The following is a 15,290-nucleotide window of genomic DNA, read 5'->3' as shown; positions in this document are numbered from 1 at the left end:
TGGCCGCACGCCCTGCTCGACACCACGGCCCACACCCCGGTCCCGTTCCGCCAGTTCGTCCTGAAGGTCCACGGCCGGTGCAACCTGAACTGCTCGTACTGCTACGTCTACCACGCCCAGGACGACAGCTGGCGCGACCGGCCGGCCCGTGCCGACGAAGACGTCCGGCGCGCCACCGCCCGCCGGATCGCCGAGCACGTCACCACGCACGGGCTGCGCCGCGTACGGATCGAACTGCACGGCGGAGAGCCGTTGCTCAACGGTCCCGAGCACGTCCTCGCGTACGTCGACGCCGTCCGGACGGCCGTCCCCGCGTCCTGCGAGGTGCGCGCCACCGTCCAGACCAACGGCACCCTCCTCACGGCCTCCGTGCTCGACCGCCTCGCCACCGCGCGGGTGCGCGTCGGGCTCAGCCTCGACGGCGGCCTGGCCGCGCACAACGCCCGACGCGCCGATCACGCCGGACGCCCCGCCTGGCCCGCGGCGCATGCCGCCGCACGACGCCTCGCGGGCCGGCCGGGGACCTATGCCGGGATCCTGTGCACCGTGGACCTCGCCGCCGATCCACTCGACGTGTACCGCTCGCTCGTCGCGCTCGGCCCGCCCGGCATCGACTTCCTGCTCCCGCACGGCAACTGGGGCGCCCCGCCCCCGGGCCTCGGCGACCGGCGGCCCGCCCGGCACCGGCCCGACCCCGCGCCGTACGGTGCCTGGCTCGCGGACGTCTTCGACGCGTGGTGGGGCGCCGAGGACCAGGGGCGGGTCCGGGTCCGGCTGTTCCACGAGATTCTGGCGCTGCTGCTCGGCGCGCCGAGCACCGCCGAGGCCGTCGGGCTCTCGCCGGTCGCCGCGGTCGTCGTGGAGACCGACGGGGCCATCGAGCAGGTCGACTCGCTCCGGTCCGCCTACGCGGGCGCCCCCGCGACCGGTCGCGACGTCTTCCGGCACAGCTTCGACGACGCGCTGCGCCACCCCGGCGTCGCGGCCCGACAGATCGGCGCGCGTGCCCTGGGCGCGGAGTGCCGGGCGTGCCCCGTCGGCGCGGTCTGCGGCGGCGGCAACTACGTCCACCGCTACGCTCCCGGCTCCGGGTTCCGGCACCCGAGCGTGTACTGCGCCGACCTGGAGCGGCTGATCCGGCACGTGGCGCACGCCCTCGCCCAGCAGGTGTCCGTACCTTTGCGGAAATACGGGCCAACTTCCTTTGTCTGACGGGTTTTTGGCGCACACTTGAGTGACCTGTGCACACCCGTGACAGGACACCTGGAAAGGGGCAGGCGCATGCGGGGTGAGTCGGCCCACGTCACGGTCGTGTTCGCCGGGCAGAGCGAGTCCTGGGCCCGATGGATCGAGTACCAGGTCAGAGTGGCCGGCAGGGCCACCGCCCTGGTGCGCTGGGACCCGCTGCGGCGCCCGCCGACGCCCGAGGCGCTCACCGACCTGCTCAGCGCGCCCGGCCGGGTGCTGCTCGTCATCGACGACTGGTACGAGCGGCTCGGCAAGGCCCGCTTCGAGGCCTGGGGCTCGGTGCTGCGCGACGCGCTCCCGCACTACCAGGGCCGGATCGCTGCCGTGTCGGTCACCGAGCAGCCGCTGCCGGACGCGGTGATCCCGCTCGCCCCGGTCGCGCTGCGCGGTCTGCCGCCGGAGGTGGCCAGGAGCCGTGTCCTGGAGTGCGCCGGCATCGGTTCCCCCGAGCCGCCCGTCGTGCTCGACCGCGGGCCGCGCTTTCCGGACTACAAGCCGCAGGTGGTCAACGCACCGCGTGCCAACCGCCGCTTCCTCGGGCGGGCCGAGCTGCTCCAGCGGATGTACGACGCCTTCCGCGGGGCAGGAGAGGGCATCACCTCCGTCGTGCTGCACGGACCCGGCGGCATCGGCAAGACCCAGCTCGCCCAGGAGTACGCCGACCGCTTCGGCGGCGACTACGACATCATCTGGTGGGCGGGCGCCACCAACCGGCTCACCGCGCGCGAGAAGCTCGCGGCGCTCGCCCCCGAGCTCGGCCTCGACACCCACGGCGAACTCGGCGCAGACGTGCGCGCCGTGCGCCGTCGGCTCGGCTCGACCTCCCAGCCCTGGCTGCTGGTCCTGGACGCGGCGGACGCCCCCGGCAAACTGAGCGACCTGATCCCCGAGGGCGACGGTGCCCACCGCGGCCACGTGCTGATCACCTCCCTGGACACCGAGTGGGCCAAGCACGCGGAGGCCATCGCCGTTCCGCCGTTCGACCGCACCGAGTCGGTGGCGTTCGCGGTCCGCCGTACCGAGCGGCTCGCCGAGGAGGACGCGGACCGGCTCGCCGCCGCGGTCCAGGACCTGCCGCTGCTCCTCGACCAGACCACCGCCTGGCTCGACCTCAACCCCATGGCGGACGTCCACGACTACATACGGGACATCGAGCGGGGCGAGGACCGCATCGGTGCCGTCGAGTCCCCGGACTACCAGCAGAACTACCAGGTGGTGTGGGCCAAGCTCCTCAACACCCTGCGCCAGGACTCCCAGCCCGCCTGGCAACTGCTCAACCTCCTGGCCTGCTTCTCTCCCGAGGTCGTCCCCGTACGGCTGCTGCAGACCACGCGGGCCGGCGAGCTGCCGCCCGCCCTGGCCGATCTGGTCAGCGAGCCCAGCAGCTGGAACTCGGCACTGCGCAAGCTCTCCGAGATCACCTCCATGCGGGTCGAGTACGAGGAGGGCCCGCGCGACATCCAGGTGGTGCGTACCCTGCGCATGCACCGCCTCTTCCACCGGTACGTGCGGTCCGTGCAGGCCCCCGACGACGCCGCGCGCAATGCCGAGGTGGCTCGCCGCGTCCTCGTGTCCGCGGATCCGCGCGACACGGCGTCACCGGGCAACTGGAACCGCTACGCCGACCTCATCCCGCACCTCGACCCCTCCCACGCGCTCCAGTCGCGCGACGAGGACGTGCGCGGGCTCGTGCTCAACTGCATCGAGTACCTGAGGACGCGCGGCGAGCACACCGATGGCCGGCGGCTCTCGCGGCAGGCCGTCGACGCATGGCAGGACGAGTACGGCCCCACCGACCGATCCGTACTCGTGGCCGTGCACCAACTCGCCAACAACCTGCGGTCGCTGGGCCGGTACGCGGAGGCGGAGGACGTCGGCCGCGAGGTCCACGACCGCCTCGCCGCAGCCCCGGAGGGCGTCGGCCCGATCGAGCTGATCCGTGCGAAGGACGGCCTCGGCGGCACCTTGATGGCGCTCGCCCGCTTCGACGAGGCACGCGCCCTGTTCGAGGACGCGGCGGCCCGGGCCACCGCCGAACTCGGCGGCGAGGACGTGCCGCGGACCCTGTCCATCCGTAGCAACCTCGCCGTCGCGATCGGTCTCCAGGGCCACTACGCGCAGGCACACGCACTGCATCGGAAGATCTTCGAGACGCGCGTGCGGCTGCTCGGCGACAAGAACGCGCTGACGCTCAACTCCGCCCTGCGCACCGCGTGGATGCTCCGACTCCTCGGCCGCTACCGGGAGGCCCTCGCCATCCAGGGCCACAACTCGCGACTGCACCGCCAGGTCCTGGACCGCAGACACAGCCAGACCCTGGAGGCGGAGCACAACTACGCGCTGTGCGCCCGGCGCGAGGGCGACCTGGCGTTTGCCCGGTCCCTGATGCGCGCGGTCCGCGAGCGCGTGGTCGGCCGGCGGGGCGAACTCCATCCCGAGTCGCTCCTCGTCTCGTGCGACTACGCGATGCTGCTGCGCGAGCTCGGCCACACGCAGGAGGCGCTGGAGCTCGCCGAGGCCACCGCGGGGCGGTACGCCGACCTCCACGGTGAGTCCCACCCCTATGCCATCGGAGCCAGGGACAACGTGGCGACGGTGCTGCGCCAGCGCGGGGACGTCCGGGCCGCATGCCGGATCTCCGAGGAGACGGCTCGGGAGATGGCCCGCGCCGTGGGGGCCGGGCACCCCTGGGCTGTGGGCTGCGCGAAGAACTCCATGACGGCGCTGGCCGCGACGGAGCAGTACGAGGCCGCCGCGAGAACCGGTCGCGCGGCCCTCGACGCTTCGGCCGCGACGCTCGGGGAGAGCCACGTCCTGACCGTCAGCCTGCGCGTGGGCCTGGCCGGGGCGCAGCGGGTACTGGGCGAGGAACAGGAGGCGGACGAGCTGTTCCGCCGGGCCTCCGACCAGCTCACCCAGCTGCTCGGCGCCGACCACCAGCAGACCCGCTACATCCTCGAACAGCGCCTTCCGTACTGGGACTTCGAGCCGCAGCCGATCTGAGCCGCGCCCCCGCACGCCGCGGGCCCGGCCCCCTCCGCAGAGGGGACCGGGCCCGCGATGTGTGCCGTTGTCGAGACCTACGCCTCGAACACCTCACGCACCAGTTGCTCCTGCTCGGCCTGGTGGCGCTTGGCGGAGCCGACCGCCGGCGACGAGGAGTGCGGCCGCGAGATGCGGCGCAGGCGCTCGCCGTGCGGGATGTCGGCGCCGACCGCCAGGTCCAGGTGGTCGATCAGGTTGAGCGCGATGAACGGCCACGCACCCTGGTTCGCCGGCTCCTCCTGCGCCCAGATGTACTTCTCGGCGTTCGGGAACTTGCTGATCTCCGCCTGGAGTTCGGCACCCGGCAGCGGGTACAGACGCTCGACGCGGATGATCGCGGTGTCGGTGTTCCCGCTCTTCTTCCGCTCGGCCTCGAGGTCGTAGTACAGCTTGCCCGCGACGAAGACGACCTTGCGGACCGCGTTCGCGTCCACCGTGTCGTCGCCGATGACCGGACGGAAGCCGCCCGTCGTGAACTCGTCCACCTTCGACGCGGCGGCCTTGAGGCGCAGCATCGACTTCGGGGTGAAGACCACCAGCGGCTTGTGGTGCGGGTTGTGCACCTGCCACCGCAGGAGGTGGAAGTAGTTCGACGGGAGCGTGGGCATCGCGACCGTCATGTTGTTCTGCGCGCAGAGCTGGAGGAAGCGCTCGACGCGGGCCGAGGAGTGGTCCGGGCCCTGGCCCTCGTAGCCGTGCGGCAGCAGCAGGGTGACGCCGGAGGTCTGGCCCCACTTCTGCTCGGCGGCCGAGATGTACTCGTCGACGATGGTCTGCGCACCGTTGACGAAGTCGCCGAACTGGGCCTCCCACAGCACCAGCGACTCGGGACGCGCCAGCGAGTAGCCGTACTCGAAGCCCATGACCGCGTACTCGGAGAGCAGCGAGTCGTAGACGTTGTAGCGGGCCTGCTCGGGCGACAGGTAGAGCAGCGGGGTGTAGTCCTCGCCGGTCTGCCGGTCGATCAGCACCGCGTGGCGCTGGCCGAAGGTGCCGCGGCGCGAGTCCTGGCCGGAGAGGCGGACCGGGGTGCCCTCCAGGAGGAGGGAGCCGAGGGCGAGGGTCTCGCCCATGCCCCAGTCGATCGTCCCGTCCTCGATCATCGACGCGCGGCGCTGCAGCTGCGGCAGCAGACGCGGGTGGACCGTGATGTTGTCCGGGATGTTGACCTGGGACTCGGCGATGCGCTTGACGACCTCCTGGGAGATCGCGGTCTGCACCGGCACCGGGAACTCGGCCTGCGGCTGCGGGGAGGTCTCCTCGCTGCCGCTCGCGACGGCCTCGCGGACCTCGGTGAAGACCTTCTCCAGCTGCCCCTGGAAGTCCTGGAGCGCCTGCTCGGCCTCTTCGAGGGTGATGTCGCCGCGACCGATGAGGGACTCGGTGTAGAGCTTGCGCACCGAGCGCTTCTTGTCGATCAGGTCGTACATCAGCGGCTGGGTGAACGCCGGGTTGTCCGACTCGTTGTGACCGCGGCGGCGGTAGCAGATGAGGTCGATCACGACGTCCTTGTTGAACGCCTGACGGAACTCGAACGCGAGGCGCGCGACGCGGACGACGGCCTCGGGGTCGTCGCCGTTCACGTGGAAGATCGGCGCCTCGATCATGCGGGCCACGTCGGTGGCGTACATGGAGGAGCGCGACGACTCCGGGGCGGCGGTGAAGCCGACCTGGTTGTTGATGACGATGTGGACCGTGCCGCCCGTGCGGTAGCCGCGCAGCTGCGACATGTTGAGCGTCTCGGCCACGACGCCCTGGCCCGCGAAGGCCGCGTCACCGTGCAGGGCGACCGGCAGGACGGTGAAGTCCGTGCCGCCCTTGTTGATGATGTCCTGCTTGGCGCGGACGATGCCCTCGATGACCGGGTCGACCGTCTCCAGGTGGGACGGGTTGGCGGCCAGCGAGACCTTGATCTGCTCGCCGTCGAGGCCGGTGAAGGTGCCCTCGGCGCCCAGGTGGTACTTCACGTCGCCGGAGCCGTGCATCGACTTCGGGTCGAGGTTGCCCTCGAACTCGCGGAAGATCTGCGCGTACGACTTGCCGACGATGTTCGCCAGCACGTTCAGCCGGCCGCGGTGGGCCATGCCGATGACGACCTCGTCGAGGCGGGCCTCGGCGGCGGAGTCGATGACGGCGTCGAGCAGCGGGACGACGGACTCGCCGCCCTCCAGGGAGAAGCGCTTCTGGCCGACGAACTTCGTCTGCAGGAAGGTCTCGAAGGCCTCCGCCGAGTTCAGGCGGCGCAGGATGCGCAGCTGCTCCTCGCGCTCCGGCTTGGAGTGCGGGCGCTCGACGCGGTCCTGGATCCACTTGCGCTGCTTCGGGTCCTGGATGTGCATGAACTCGATGCCGACGGTGCGGACGTACGAGTCACGGAGCACGCCGAGGATGTCGCGGAGCTTCATCATCGACTTGCCGGCGAAGCCGCCGACGGCGAAGTCGCGCTCCAGGTCCCACAGCGTGAGACCGTGCTCGTTGATGTCGAGGTCGGGGTGCTTGCGCTGGTGGTACTCCAGCGGGTCGGTGTCGGCCATGACGTGGCCGCGGACCCGGTAGGAGTGGATCAGCTCGAAGACGCGGGCGGCCTTGGTGACGTCGTCGTCGTGCGACGCGTCGATGTCCTTGAGCCAGCGGACGGGCTCGTAGGGGATCCGCAGGGCCTTGAAGATCTCGTCGTAGAACTCGTTCTCACCGAGGAGGAGGTTCGCGACGATGCGCAGGAACTCGCCGGAGGCGGCGCCCTGGATGACCCGGTGGTCGTAGGTCGACGTGAGCGTCATGACCTTCGAGATGCCGAGCTTGTTCAGCGTGTCCTGGGAGGTGCCCTGGAACTCCGCCGGGTAGTCCATCGAGCCGACGCCCATGATGACCGACTGTCCGGGCATCAGACGCGGGACCGAGTGGACGGTGCCGAGGCCGCCGGGGTTGGTCAGGGAGACCGTGACACCGGTGAAGTCGTCCATGCCGAGCTTGCCGTCACGGGCGCGGCGGACGATGTCCTCGTAGGCCTGCCAGAACTCGAAGAAGTTCAGCGTCTCGGCCTTCTTGATGCCCGCGACGACCAGCTGGCGGTCGCCGTTGGGCTTCACGAGGTCGATCGCGAGGCCGAAGTTGATGTGCTCCGGCTTGACCAGCGTCGGCTTGCCGTCCTTCTGGGCGAAGGAGTAGTTCATCGACGGCATGGCCTTGATGGCCTGCACCATCGCGTACCCGATGAGGTGCGTGAAGGAGATCTTCCCGCCGCGGGCGCGCTTGAGGTGGTTGTTGATGACGATGCGGTTGTCGAACAGCAGCTTCACCGGGACGGCGCGCACGGACGTGGCCGTGGGGACCTCGATGGAAGCGTTCATGTTCTTCGCGACGGCGGCGGCGGGACCGCGCAGCGTCACGAGCTCGGGGCCGGCAGGGGCCTCGGTCGTCACTTGTTCAGCCTTCTTCGGTGCGGGTGCAGGTGCGGGCGTTGCGGGAGCGGCCTTCGCGGGCGCAGGCGCGGGCGCGGCGGCAGTCTGTGCGGGAGCTGCGGCTGCGGGCTTCGCGGCGGGCGCGGCGGGGGCCTGGGCGGCGGGCGCCGGAGCGGCGGCCGGGGCCGGAGGCTTCTGGGCCGGCTGCGCTGCAGGCTCAGTCGGCGCAGCCCCCGCGGCTGCGGCACCGGGCTTGTAGTCGGCGAAGAAGTCCCACCAGGCTCGGTCAACCGAATTCGGGTCCTGGAGGTACTGCTGATAGATCTCGTCGACGAGCCACTCATTGGGACCGAAGGCGGCCGCAGGGTTTCTGCCCTGCCCGGCTTGGTCGGTCTCGGTGGTCGAGTTACTGGGGGACTGTGGCGACACGGCGTGAACCGCCCTCTTCCGCTTCTCACAAGGTGATGGACAGCGGGAATAAAGGCTACGCCTCCATTGGCGGGACGTGCAGACCGGGCCGGTGATCCGTCGCGTAAGTCACACTGGAAGTCGTGTTTCGGGCCGGGAAATGGCGGGAAACAACCGGGGTTCCGCATGCACGGATCGCGCCACCGGCACATCCGGGTACGCCAGGGCGTGGCTTGACCACTGCCTGACCGAAACCCTACGTCAACTTTGCGGTCGGGGCTCTCCCGGAAGAGTGACCTTGATCCGGCAGCCCCGCTCGGATTCGGCCACACCGATCCGGCCGCCGTGCAGGTCCACCGCCCAGCGCGCGATGGCGAGGCCGAGGCCCGTGCCGCCGTCGCCCTTGCCGCTCGACCCGTTGTCCTTCGTACCGCGGTTGAACCGCTCGAAGACCCGGTGCCACTCGGACTGGGGGATGCCGGGACCCTCGTCCTGCACCTCCAGCTCCAGCGACTCCGGGTACAGGCCGCGCCGGGCCCGCACCGTGACCCGGCCGTGCGGCGGGGAGTGCTTCACGGCGTTGTCGATGAGATTCGCCACTACCTGGTGGATGCGCTCGGGGTCGGCGTGCCCGGTCAGCTCCGGCGGCGACACGTCGAGGTGGAGATGGACGTCCGTCCGCGTGTGGGTGCCGGACCCGGAGGCGATGCCGGCGCGCTGCGAGACGGCCATGTTGGCCTCCTTGAGCACGCCCGACAGGTACGGCCAGACCTCGAAGCGCCGCGCCTTGAGCGGCACGACACCGTTGTCCAGGCGGGACAGGTCGAGCAGCGTCTCGACGAGCCGGCCCAGCCGCTCCGTCTGTTTCAGCGCCGTGCGCATGGTCTCGGGGTCGGCGGACATGACGCCGTCCACCACGTTCTCCAGCACCGCGCGCAGGCCCGCGATGGGGGTGCGCAGCTCGTGCGAGACATTCGCCACGAGCTCCTTGCGCTGGTGGTCCTGGGCGGCGAGCTCGTCGGCCATGCGGTTGATGGTGACGGCCAGGTCGCCCAGCTCGTCGCGGCGGTCGGCGCCGCGCACGCGCCGCGTGTAGTCGCCGTTGGAGATCGAGCGGGCCACGGTGTTCATCTCGTCGAGCGGCGCCGTCAGCGAGTGTGCGACGAACTGCGTGATCAGCAGCGTGGCGATGATCGAGAACACCGTGATGAAGCGCAGCTCGGTCGCCGTGTACATCGCGACCATGAGCAGGCCCGTGGTGATGAAGACCGAGATGACGACGAGGGTGCCGAGCTTCGCCTTGATGGAGAAGGGACGCAGCCCGCCGGTGGCCCAGTACGGGTTGAGCGGCGGCTTGAGCGCCTTCGGCCGGTCCGGCCGGCTGTGCTGTGCCCGGTCCCCGACGCTCATGGGGTCGGCGTCTCCAGCGCGTAGCCCACACCGTGCACGGTGCGGATGCGCTCGGCGCCGATCTTCCGCCGCAGGGCCTTGATGTGGCTGTCGACGGTCCGGGTGCCGGAGGCGTCCGCCCAGTCCCACACCTCGGCGAGCAGCTGCTCGCGCGACAGGACGGCCCGCGGGGTGTTCGCCAGGCACACCAGGAGGTCGAACTCGGTGGGCGTGAGGTGCACGTCGTCGTTCCTGACCCGCACCCGGCGCTGCGCGTGGTCGATCTCCAGCTCGCCGAGCCGGAGGATGCCGCTGCGCGGCGTCGACGCGGCGACGGCCGCGCGCTCCACCCTGCGCAGCAGGACGTGCACCCGGGCCGCCAGCTCCCGCATCGAGAACGGCTTGGTCATGTAGTCGTCGGCGCCCACGCCGAGCCCGACGAGCATGTCCGTCTCGTCGTCGCGCGCGGTCAGCATGAGGACCGGCACCGGTCGCTGCGCCTGCACCCGACGGCACACTTCCAGGCCGTCGAAGCCCGGCAGCATGATGTCGAGGATCAGCAGGTCGGGCTGCCAGGCCTCGGCCGTGTCCACCGCGGCCGGGCCGTCCTGTGCGGTTTGCACCAGGAATCCCTCCGCGCGCAGCCGGGCGGCGATGGCGTCCACGATCGTGGGGTCGTCCTCGACGACGAGGACCCGTCGTTGAGCCCCTGTCGTCGCCGTGCTGCCGTTGTGGGAGGTGTGTGTCTGCTCCATCGCCCCGCCCCTGAATGCACGCCTTCGTGGCGCGCTTGACGCTTGAATGATCGGGTTTCGGGCCTCAGCGTACGGGGAGTTACCGCCGGTCGGCTACGCGCCCCGTACTGCGAGGTGCACCACGTCGGGTACGCCTCGGACAACGGGGATCTCTTCGGTGCGGACCCGTCGGAATCCGGCATTCCGCAAGGTTCCTTCGAAATTTGCGGACGGCTGCGCGGACCAGACGGCGAGCACGCCGCCCGGGTGGAGGCGGGCGGCGCAGGCGGCGAGACCGGCCGGGGAGTAGAGGCTGTCGTTGCCCTCGGTGACGGTCCAGTCCGGGCCGTTGTCGATGTCGAGGCAGAGCGCGTCGTACGCGGCGGGGCCGGCGCGCAGGTGGTCGACGAGGTCGGCCTCGACGATCTCGGTCCTGGGATCCGCCAGCGCCTCGGCGGACAGTCCCGCGAGCGGACCGCGCTCGTGCCAGTCGATGACGGCCGGCTCGCGCTCGACGACGGTGATCCGGCCCCAGCGCGGGTCCGCGGCGGCGTGCGCCAGGGAGAAGCCGACGCCGAGACCGCCGATCAGCACGGCGGGCCGCTCGTGGCCGGGGCCCAGTTCGCCGAGGGCGGCGTCGACGAGGAGCCGCTCGGAGCGGCCGTCGGAGGTGTCCATCAGGAAGGTGCCGTTGGCGATGATCTGGAGCAGGTGGCCGTGCTGCCGCAGCACCACCTCGCCGTAGGGGCCCTCGCGGCGGTCCAGGACGACAGGGGCTTCTTCCGGGTGCGCGACGCTCATGCGGGCCATCTTGGCGGATAAGGGTTTGCCGTGTCGTGGTTCGGTTGCGGACGCGGCCGGGGGCTGTGAGGTTGCTGTGCATCGCGTCTCACGTGGCGTCCGTCATAGACAGGGCGGTCGGCCGGGACGAAGTCTGGGGCGGATGCGCGCGAAAGGGGTGCCCTCGTGGAACCAGGAGGCGTGATCACCGGTGCCGGTGAGACGGCGGTCGCCGACGGCCGCCCGCTCGACGGCATCCCCGCCCAGGCAGGGCCTCCGGCCCTGGAGACGGTGCGGCGCGCCCGCCCCCGTCGCCCGCGGCCGTGGCTGCTGCTGCCCACTCCCACCGGGACCCCGTTCACCTTCGGCTACGCGGCCGTGCTCGTCGTCACGTCCCTGTACATGGAGTTCGCGCCGCCGGCCGCGGTGTCCGCCGCGCTGCGTGCGTCCAGCACCGATGTCACCCATCTGGCCCAGTCCCCGGCACTCGTCCTGGTGGCGAGCGCGCTGTGGATCGCGGGCGGTCTCACGTCCCCCTTCGTGATCGCCTTCGTCGTCGTGCTGACCGCGCTGGAGCGGCGGATAGGGGGCCTGCGCACGGCGGCCGTCTTCCTGCTCGGCCATGTCCTGGCGACGCTGGCCACCGAGGTGCCGGTGGGTCTGTCGGTGGCGGTGGGCCATCTGCCGGACAGCTCGCTGCACCGCCTCGACTACGGCATCAGCTTCGGCGTCGCCGCGAGCATCGGCGCCCTCGCCGGGCTGCTCACGCCCTGGCTGCGCTGGCTGGTGCTCGGCGTGTTCGCGGCGACGCTGCTCCAGGACCTGATCGCCTTCACCGACCCGATGACGAGCTGGGGCCACCTGCTGGCCCTGGCGATCGGAGTGGCCACCTGGCCCTGGCTCCGCCGCCGCACATCAATCCCCTCCGGGGGACGCAAGACGAGCCCCTCCGGCGGACGTCATACAAGCCCCTCCGGCGATTGAGGAGCGGGGTCCGGGGCGGAGCCCCGAGACCTCGGCTTCAGCCCGGCCGCCGCCAAAAATTCAGCCACCCACGTACTTCGCATTGGTGAGCGGCGCCACGATCTCCCACCCCAGCGACGAGTACAGCAACCGCCCCTCGGGCGTACAGGACAGAACCCCGCGCACCGCCCCCTGGGCATACGCGGCAGCCTGAAGCGTCCGCATCACGACACTCCCGAGCCCCTTGCGGCGATGGTCCGGCGAGGTCTCGATCTGGTCGACGGTCGCGCGGGCCCCGACCGGCGCGACCTGCCCCCGCGCGGCGAACGTCCCGTCGGAGTCGGTCACCAGAACCCGGGTGACACCACCCCGGGACCACGAGCGCAGCCGATACCCGGCCGGCGCCTCCGGGGCGGGCGCCGGTGTCAGCCCGGTCGTCATCAGGAAGTCGTCCGCGCCGTAGGGCTCCCAGCCCGCGCCGAGCCAGGGCAGCACCCGCGCCCGGTCGGCGAAGACCTTCAGGTGGGTGCCGCGCCCGGTGACCGCCCCGGCGACCTTGCGGACGTCGTCCTCGCGCACGTCGTCGTTGGTCGCGCCGAGCACGTGCCGCCCGACCTGATCGGCCAGGCCGACATAAATCGTGTAGCCCCACGGTTCCACCAGTGGGGGAGCGGCTCCGCGCGAGACGACCCAGCCGTCGATCCAGTCGCGTACACGGTCCTCGCCGGTCATGCGCACCCCCGGTGTAATGGTTGATAGCGGTAACTGAACCTTACGCACCGCATGCCCGCCCCGGGCAGATGTGATCGCTGAGAGCGAACACCCGGCCGGGAACATCCTGAGCCTCCCGTGCATTGAGTCGACATAGCTCAACTTGACTGCCAAAGGGGAGATCATGGCTTCGACGTCCGCACCGCTCACCCTGCCTGTACTGCCGCTCGACGACGAGGTGGTACTTCCCGGCATGGTGGTGCCGCTGGACCTGAACGACACCGACGTACGCGCCGCGGTGGAGGCCGCGCAGGCCGCCGCGCGCGGCGAGCCCGGCAAGCCCCGGGTGCTGCTCGTGCCGCGCATCGACGGCGCGTACGCGAACATCGGCGTGCTCGGCACCGTGGAGCAGGTGGGACGCCTCGCCGACGGCGACCCGGGCGCCCTCATCCGGGGCCGCGACCGGGTACGCATCGGCGCGGGCACGACCGGCCCCGGCGCAGCCCTCTGGGTGGAGGGCCTGACCGTCGAGGAGACCGCTCCCGACCCGCTGCCCGGCGCCGTCGCCGAGCTGGTCAAGGAGTACAAGGCGCTCGCCACCAACTGGCTGAAGAAGCGCGGCGCCTGGCAGGTCGTGGACCGCGTCCAGCAGATCGAGGGCGTCTCCGCCCTCGCGGACAACTCCGGGTACTCGCCCTTCCTGACCACCGCGCAGAAGGTCGAACTCCTGGAGACCGCCGACCCGGTGGAGCGCCTGAGGCTGGCGACCGCCCAGCTGCGCGAGCACCTGGCCGAGCAGGACGTCGCCGAGACCATCGCCAAGGACGTCCAGGAGGGCGTCGACAAGCAGCAGCGCGAGTTCCTGCTGCGCCGCCAGCTCGAAGCCGTACGCAAGGAGCTGCGCGACATCAACGGCGAGCAGGACGGGGAGGAGTCCGACGACTACCGCGCCCGCGTCGAGGCCGCCGACCTTCCGGAGAAGGTCCGCGAGGCCGCCCTCAAGGAGGTCGACAAGCTGGAGCGCTCCAGCGACCAGTCGCCCGAGGGCTCCTGGATCCGCACCTGGCTCGACACGGTCCTCGAACTCCCGTGGAACGAGCGGACGGAGGACGCCTACGACATCAAGGGCGCCCGGGACGTCCTGGACGCGGAGCACTTCGGCCTGGACGACGTCAAGGAGCGGATCACCGAGTACCTGGCCGTGCGCAAGCGGCGCACCGACCGCGGGCTCGGCGTCGTCGGCGGACGGCGCGGCGGCGCGGTGCTCGCGCTCGTCGGCCCGCCCGGCGTCGGCAAGACCTCGCTCGGCGAGTCCGTCGCGCACGCCATGGGCCGCAAGTTCGTCCGCGTCGCCCTCGGCGGCGTCCGCGACGAGGCGGAGATCCGCGGCCACCGTCGTACGTACGTGGGCGCGCTGCCCGGCCGCATCGTGCGGGCGGTCAAGGAGGCCGGGTCGATGAACCCGGTGGTGCTCCTCGACGAGATCGACAAGGTCGGCTCCGACTTCCGCGGCGACCCGGCCGCGGCCCTGCTCGAAGTCCTCGACCCGGCGCAGAACCACACCTTCCGCGACCACTACCTGGAGGTCGAACTCGACCTGTCCGACGTCGTGTTCCTCGCGACGGCGAACGTCCTCGAAGCCATCCCGGAGGCGCTGCTCGACCGGATGGAGCTGGTCCGGCTCGACGGCTACACCGAGGACGAGAAGGTCGTCATCGCCCGCGACCACCTGCTCCCGCGCCAGCTGGACCGGGCGGGCCTCGCGGAGGGCGAGGTCACCATCGACGAGGGCGCGCTGCGCAAGCTGGCCGGCGAGTACACGCGCGAGGCCGGCGTGCGCAACCTGGAGCGGGCCGTCACCCGCGTCCTGCGCAAGGTCGCGGCCCAGCACGAACTCGGCGACCGCGAGCTGCCGTTCACCGTCGGCGCGGACGACCTGCGCGCGCTCGTCGGACGGCCGCACCACGTGCCCGAGTCGGCGCAGGATCCGGCCGAGCGGCGCACGGCGGTGCCGGGTGTCGCGACCGGACTCGCGGTGACCGGCGCGGGCGGTGACGTGCTCTTCGTGGAGGCGTCGCTGGCCGACCCGGAGACGGGCGCGGCGGGCCTGACCCTCACCGGTCAGCTCGGCGACGTGATGAAGGAGTCGGCGCAGATCGCGCTCTCCTTCCTGCGCTCGCACGGCGCCGAACTGGAGCTGCCCGTCGCGGACCTGAAGGAGCGCGGCGTGCACATCCACTTCCCCGCCGGGGCGGTCCCCAAGGACGGCCCGAGCGCGGGCGTGACGATGACGACGGCGCTGGCGTCGCTGCTCAGCGGGCGGCTCGTCCGCACGGACGTGGCGATGACCGGCGAGGTGTCGCTGACCGGCCGGGTGCTGCCCATCGGCGGCGTCAAGCAGAAGCTGCTCGCCGCGCACCGGGCGGGCGTCACCACCGTCATCATCCCCAAGCGCAACGAGGCGGACCTGGACGACGTCCCCGCCGAGGTCCTGGAGAAGCTGGACGTCCACCCGGTGACGGACGTCCGCCAGGTGCTCGAACTGGCCCTGGCCCCGGCCGGGGTGAAGGTTCCGGTCGCGGCGTGACGGACGCCTCCGGATGACGAAGGC

9 protein-coding genes are annotated in these 15,290 nt (G+C 71.4%); 4 read left to right on the top strand and 5 right to left on the bottom strand.

What is annotated here, in order from left to right; translation table 11 throughout:
• Positions 1 to 12: 12 nt before the first annotated feature.
• Entirely contained in the window at positions 13 to 1,212 is a 1,200-nt protein-coding gene (locus tag ABZ930_RS01960) for an FxsB family cyclophane-forming radical SAM/SPASM peptide maturase (RefSeq protein ID WP_361540359.1), read from the top strand.
• A 69-nt stretch (positions 1,213 to 1,281) separates the two neighbouring features.
• Positions 1,282 to 4,251, top strand: a complete 2,970-nt coding sequence (fxsT, locus tag ABZ930_RS01955; protein WP_361539875.1) for an FxSxx-COOH system tetratricopeptide repeat protein — start codon at positions 1,282 to 1,284, stop codon at positions 4,249 to 4,251.
• Positions 4,252 to 4,328: 77 nt separating this feature from the next.
• Here the strand turns inward: fxsT and ABZ930_RS01950 are convergent, their stop codons facing one another.
• From ABZ930_RS01950 to ABZ930_RS01935, 4 genes are all read right to left on the bottom strand, one after another.
• On the bottom strand, positions 4,329 to 8,123 hold the full coding sequence (locus ABZ930_RS01950) for a multifunctional oxoglutarate decarboxylase/oxoglutarate dehydrogenase thiamine pyrophosphate-binding subunit/dihydrolipoyllysine-residue succinyltransferase subunit (RefSeq protein WP_361539872.1): 3,795 nt from the start codon (positions 8,121 to 8,123) through the stop codon (positions 4,329 to 4,331).
• A gap of 240 nt (positions 8,124 to 8,363) precedes the next feature.
• Positions 8,364 to 9,512: a HAMP domain-containing sensor histidine kinase gene (locus ABZ930_RS01945; RefSeq protein ID WP_361539869.1), complete on the bottom strand. Its 1,149-nt coding sequence runs from the start codon at positions 9,510 to 9,512 to the stop codon at positions 8,364 to 8,366.
• Positions 9,509 to 10,246 carry a response regulator transcription factor gene (locus ABZ930_RS01940; RefSeq protein WP_361539866.1) on the bottom strand — a complete coding sequence of 246 codons (738 nt, stop codon included), beginning with the start codon at positions 10,244 to 10,246 and terminating at the stop codon, positions 9,509 to 9,511. Before ABZ930_RS01940 ends, ABZ930_RS01945 begins: the two co-directional genes overlap by 4 nt.
• Before the next feature lie 93 nt (positions 10,247 to 10,339).
• Positions 10,340 to 11,026, bottom strand: coding sequence for a spermidine synthase (locus ABZ930_RS01935; RefSeq protein WP_361539863.1), 687 nt, complete (start codon positions 11,024 to 11,026; stop codon positions 10,340 to 10,342).
• Positions 11,027 to 11,287: 261 nt separating this feature from the next.
• Between ABZ930_RS01935 and ABZ930_RS01930 the strand changes: the two genes are divergently transcribed.
• Complete coding sequence (locus ABZ930_RS01930; protein WP_361540356.1) at positions 11,288 to 11,989, top strand: rhomboid-like protein; 702 nt, start codon at positions 11,288 to 11,290, stop codon at positions 11,987 to 11,989.
• 60 nt (positions 11,990 to 12,049) lie between these two features.
• On the opposite strand, the gene ABZ930_RS01925 is transcribed toward ABZ930_RS01930, so the two are convergent.
• Positions 12,050 to 12,700: a GNAT family N-acetyltransferase gene (locus ABZ930_RS01925; RefSeq protein WP_361539860.1), complete on the bottom strand. Its 651-nt coding sequence runs from the start codon at positions 12,698 to 12,700 to the stop codon at positions 12,050 to 12,052.
• A gap of 163 nt (positions 12,701 to 12,863) precedes the next feature.
• Between ABZ930_RS01925 and lon the strand changes: the two genes are divergently transcribed.
• A complete protein-coding gene (lon, locus tag ABZ930_RS01920) occupies positions 12,864 to 15,266 on the top strand; it encodes an endopeptidase La (RefSeq protein ID WP_361539858.1) in 2,403 nt (800 codons plus the stop codon).
• The last annotated feature ends 24 nt before the right edge of the window (positions 15,267 to 15,290 follow it).

It is taken from the genome of Streptomyces sp. NPDC046716 (assembly GCF_040645755.1).
Taxonomy (GTDB): Bacteria; Actinomycetota; Actinomycetes; order Streptomycetales; family Streptomycetaceae; genus Streptomyces.
Note: the sequence above shows the minus strand (reverse complement) of the source record. Positions and strands in the feature narration are given on the sequence as shown.

Coding starts and splice junctions, on each gene's coding strand:
- fxsT (WP_361539875.1), top strand. CDS start 1,282: ATGCGGGGTGAGTCGGCCCACGTCACGGTCGTGTTCGCCGGGCAGAGC.
- ABZ930_RS01945 (WP_361539869.1), bottom strand. CDS start 9,512: ATGAGCGTCGGGGACCGGGCACAGCACAGCCGGCCGGACCGGCCGAAG.
- ABZ930_RS01940 (WP_361539866.1), bottom strand. CDS start 10,246: ATGGAGCAGACACACACCTCCCACAACGGCAGCACGGCGACGACAGGG.
- ABZ930_RS01935 (WP_361539863.1), bottom strand. CDS start 11,026: ATGAGCGTCGCGCACCCGGAAGAAGCCCCTGTCGTCCTGGACCGCCGC.
- ABZ930_RS01925 (WP_361539860.1), bottom strand. CDS start 12,700: ATGACCGGCGAGGACCGTGTACGCGACTGGATCGACGGCTGGGTCGTC.
- lon (WP_361539858.1), top strand. CDS start 12,864: ATGGCTTCGACGTCCGCACCGCTCACCCTGCCTGTACTGCCGCTCGAC.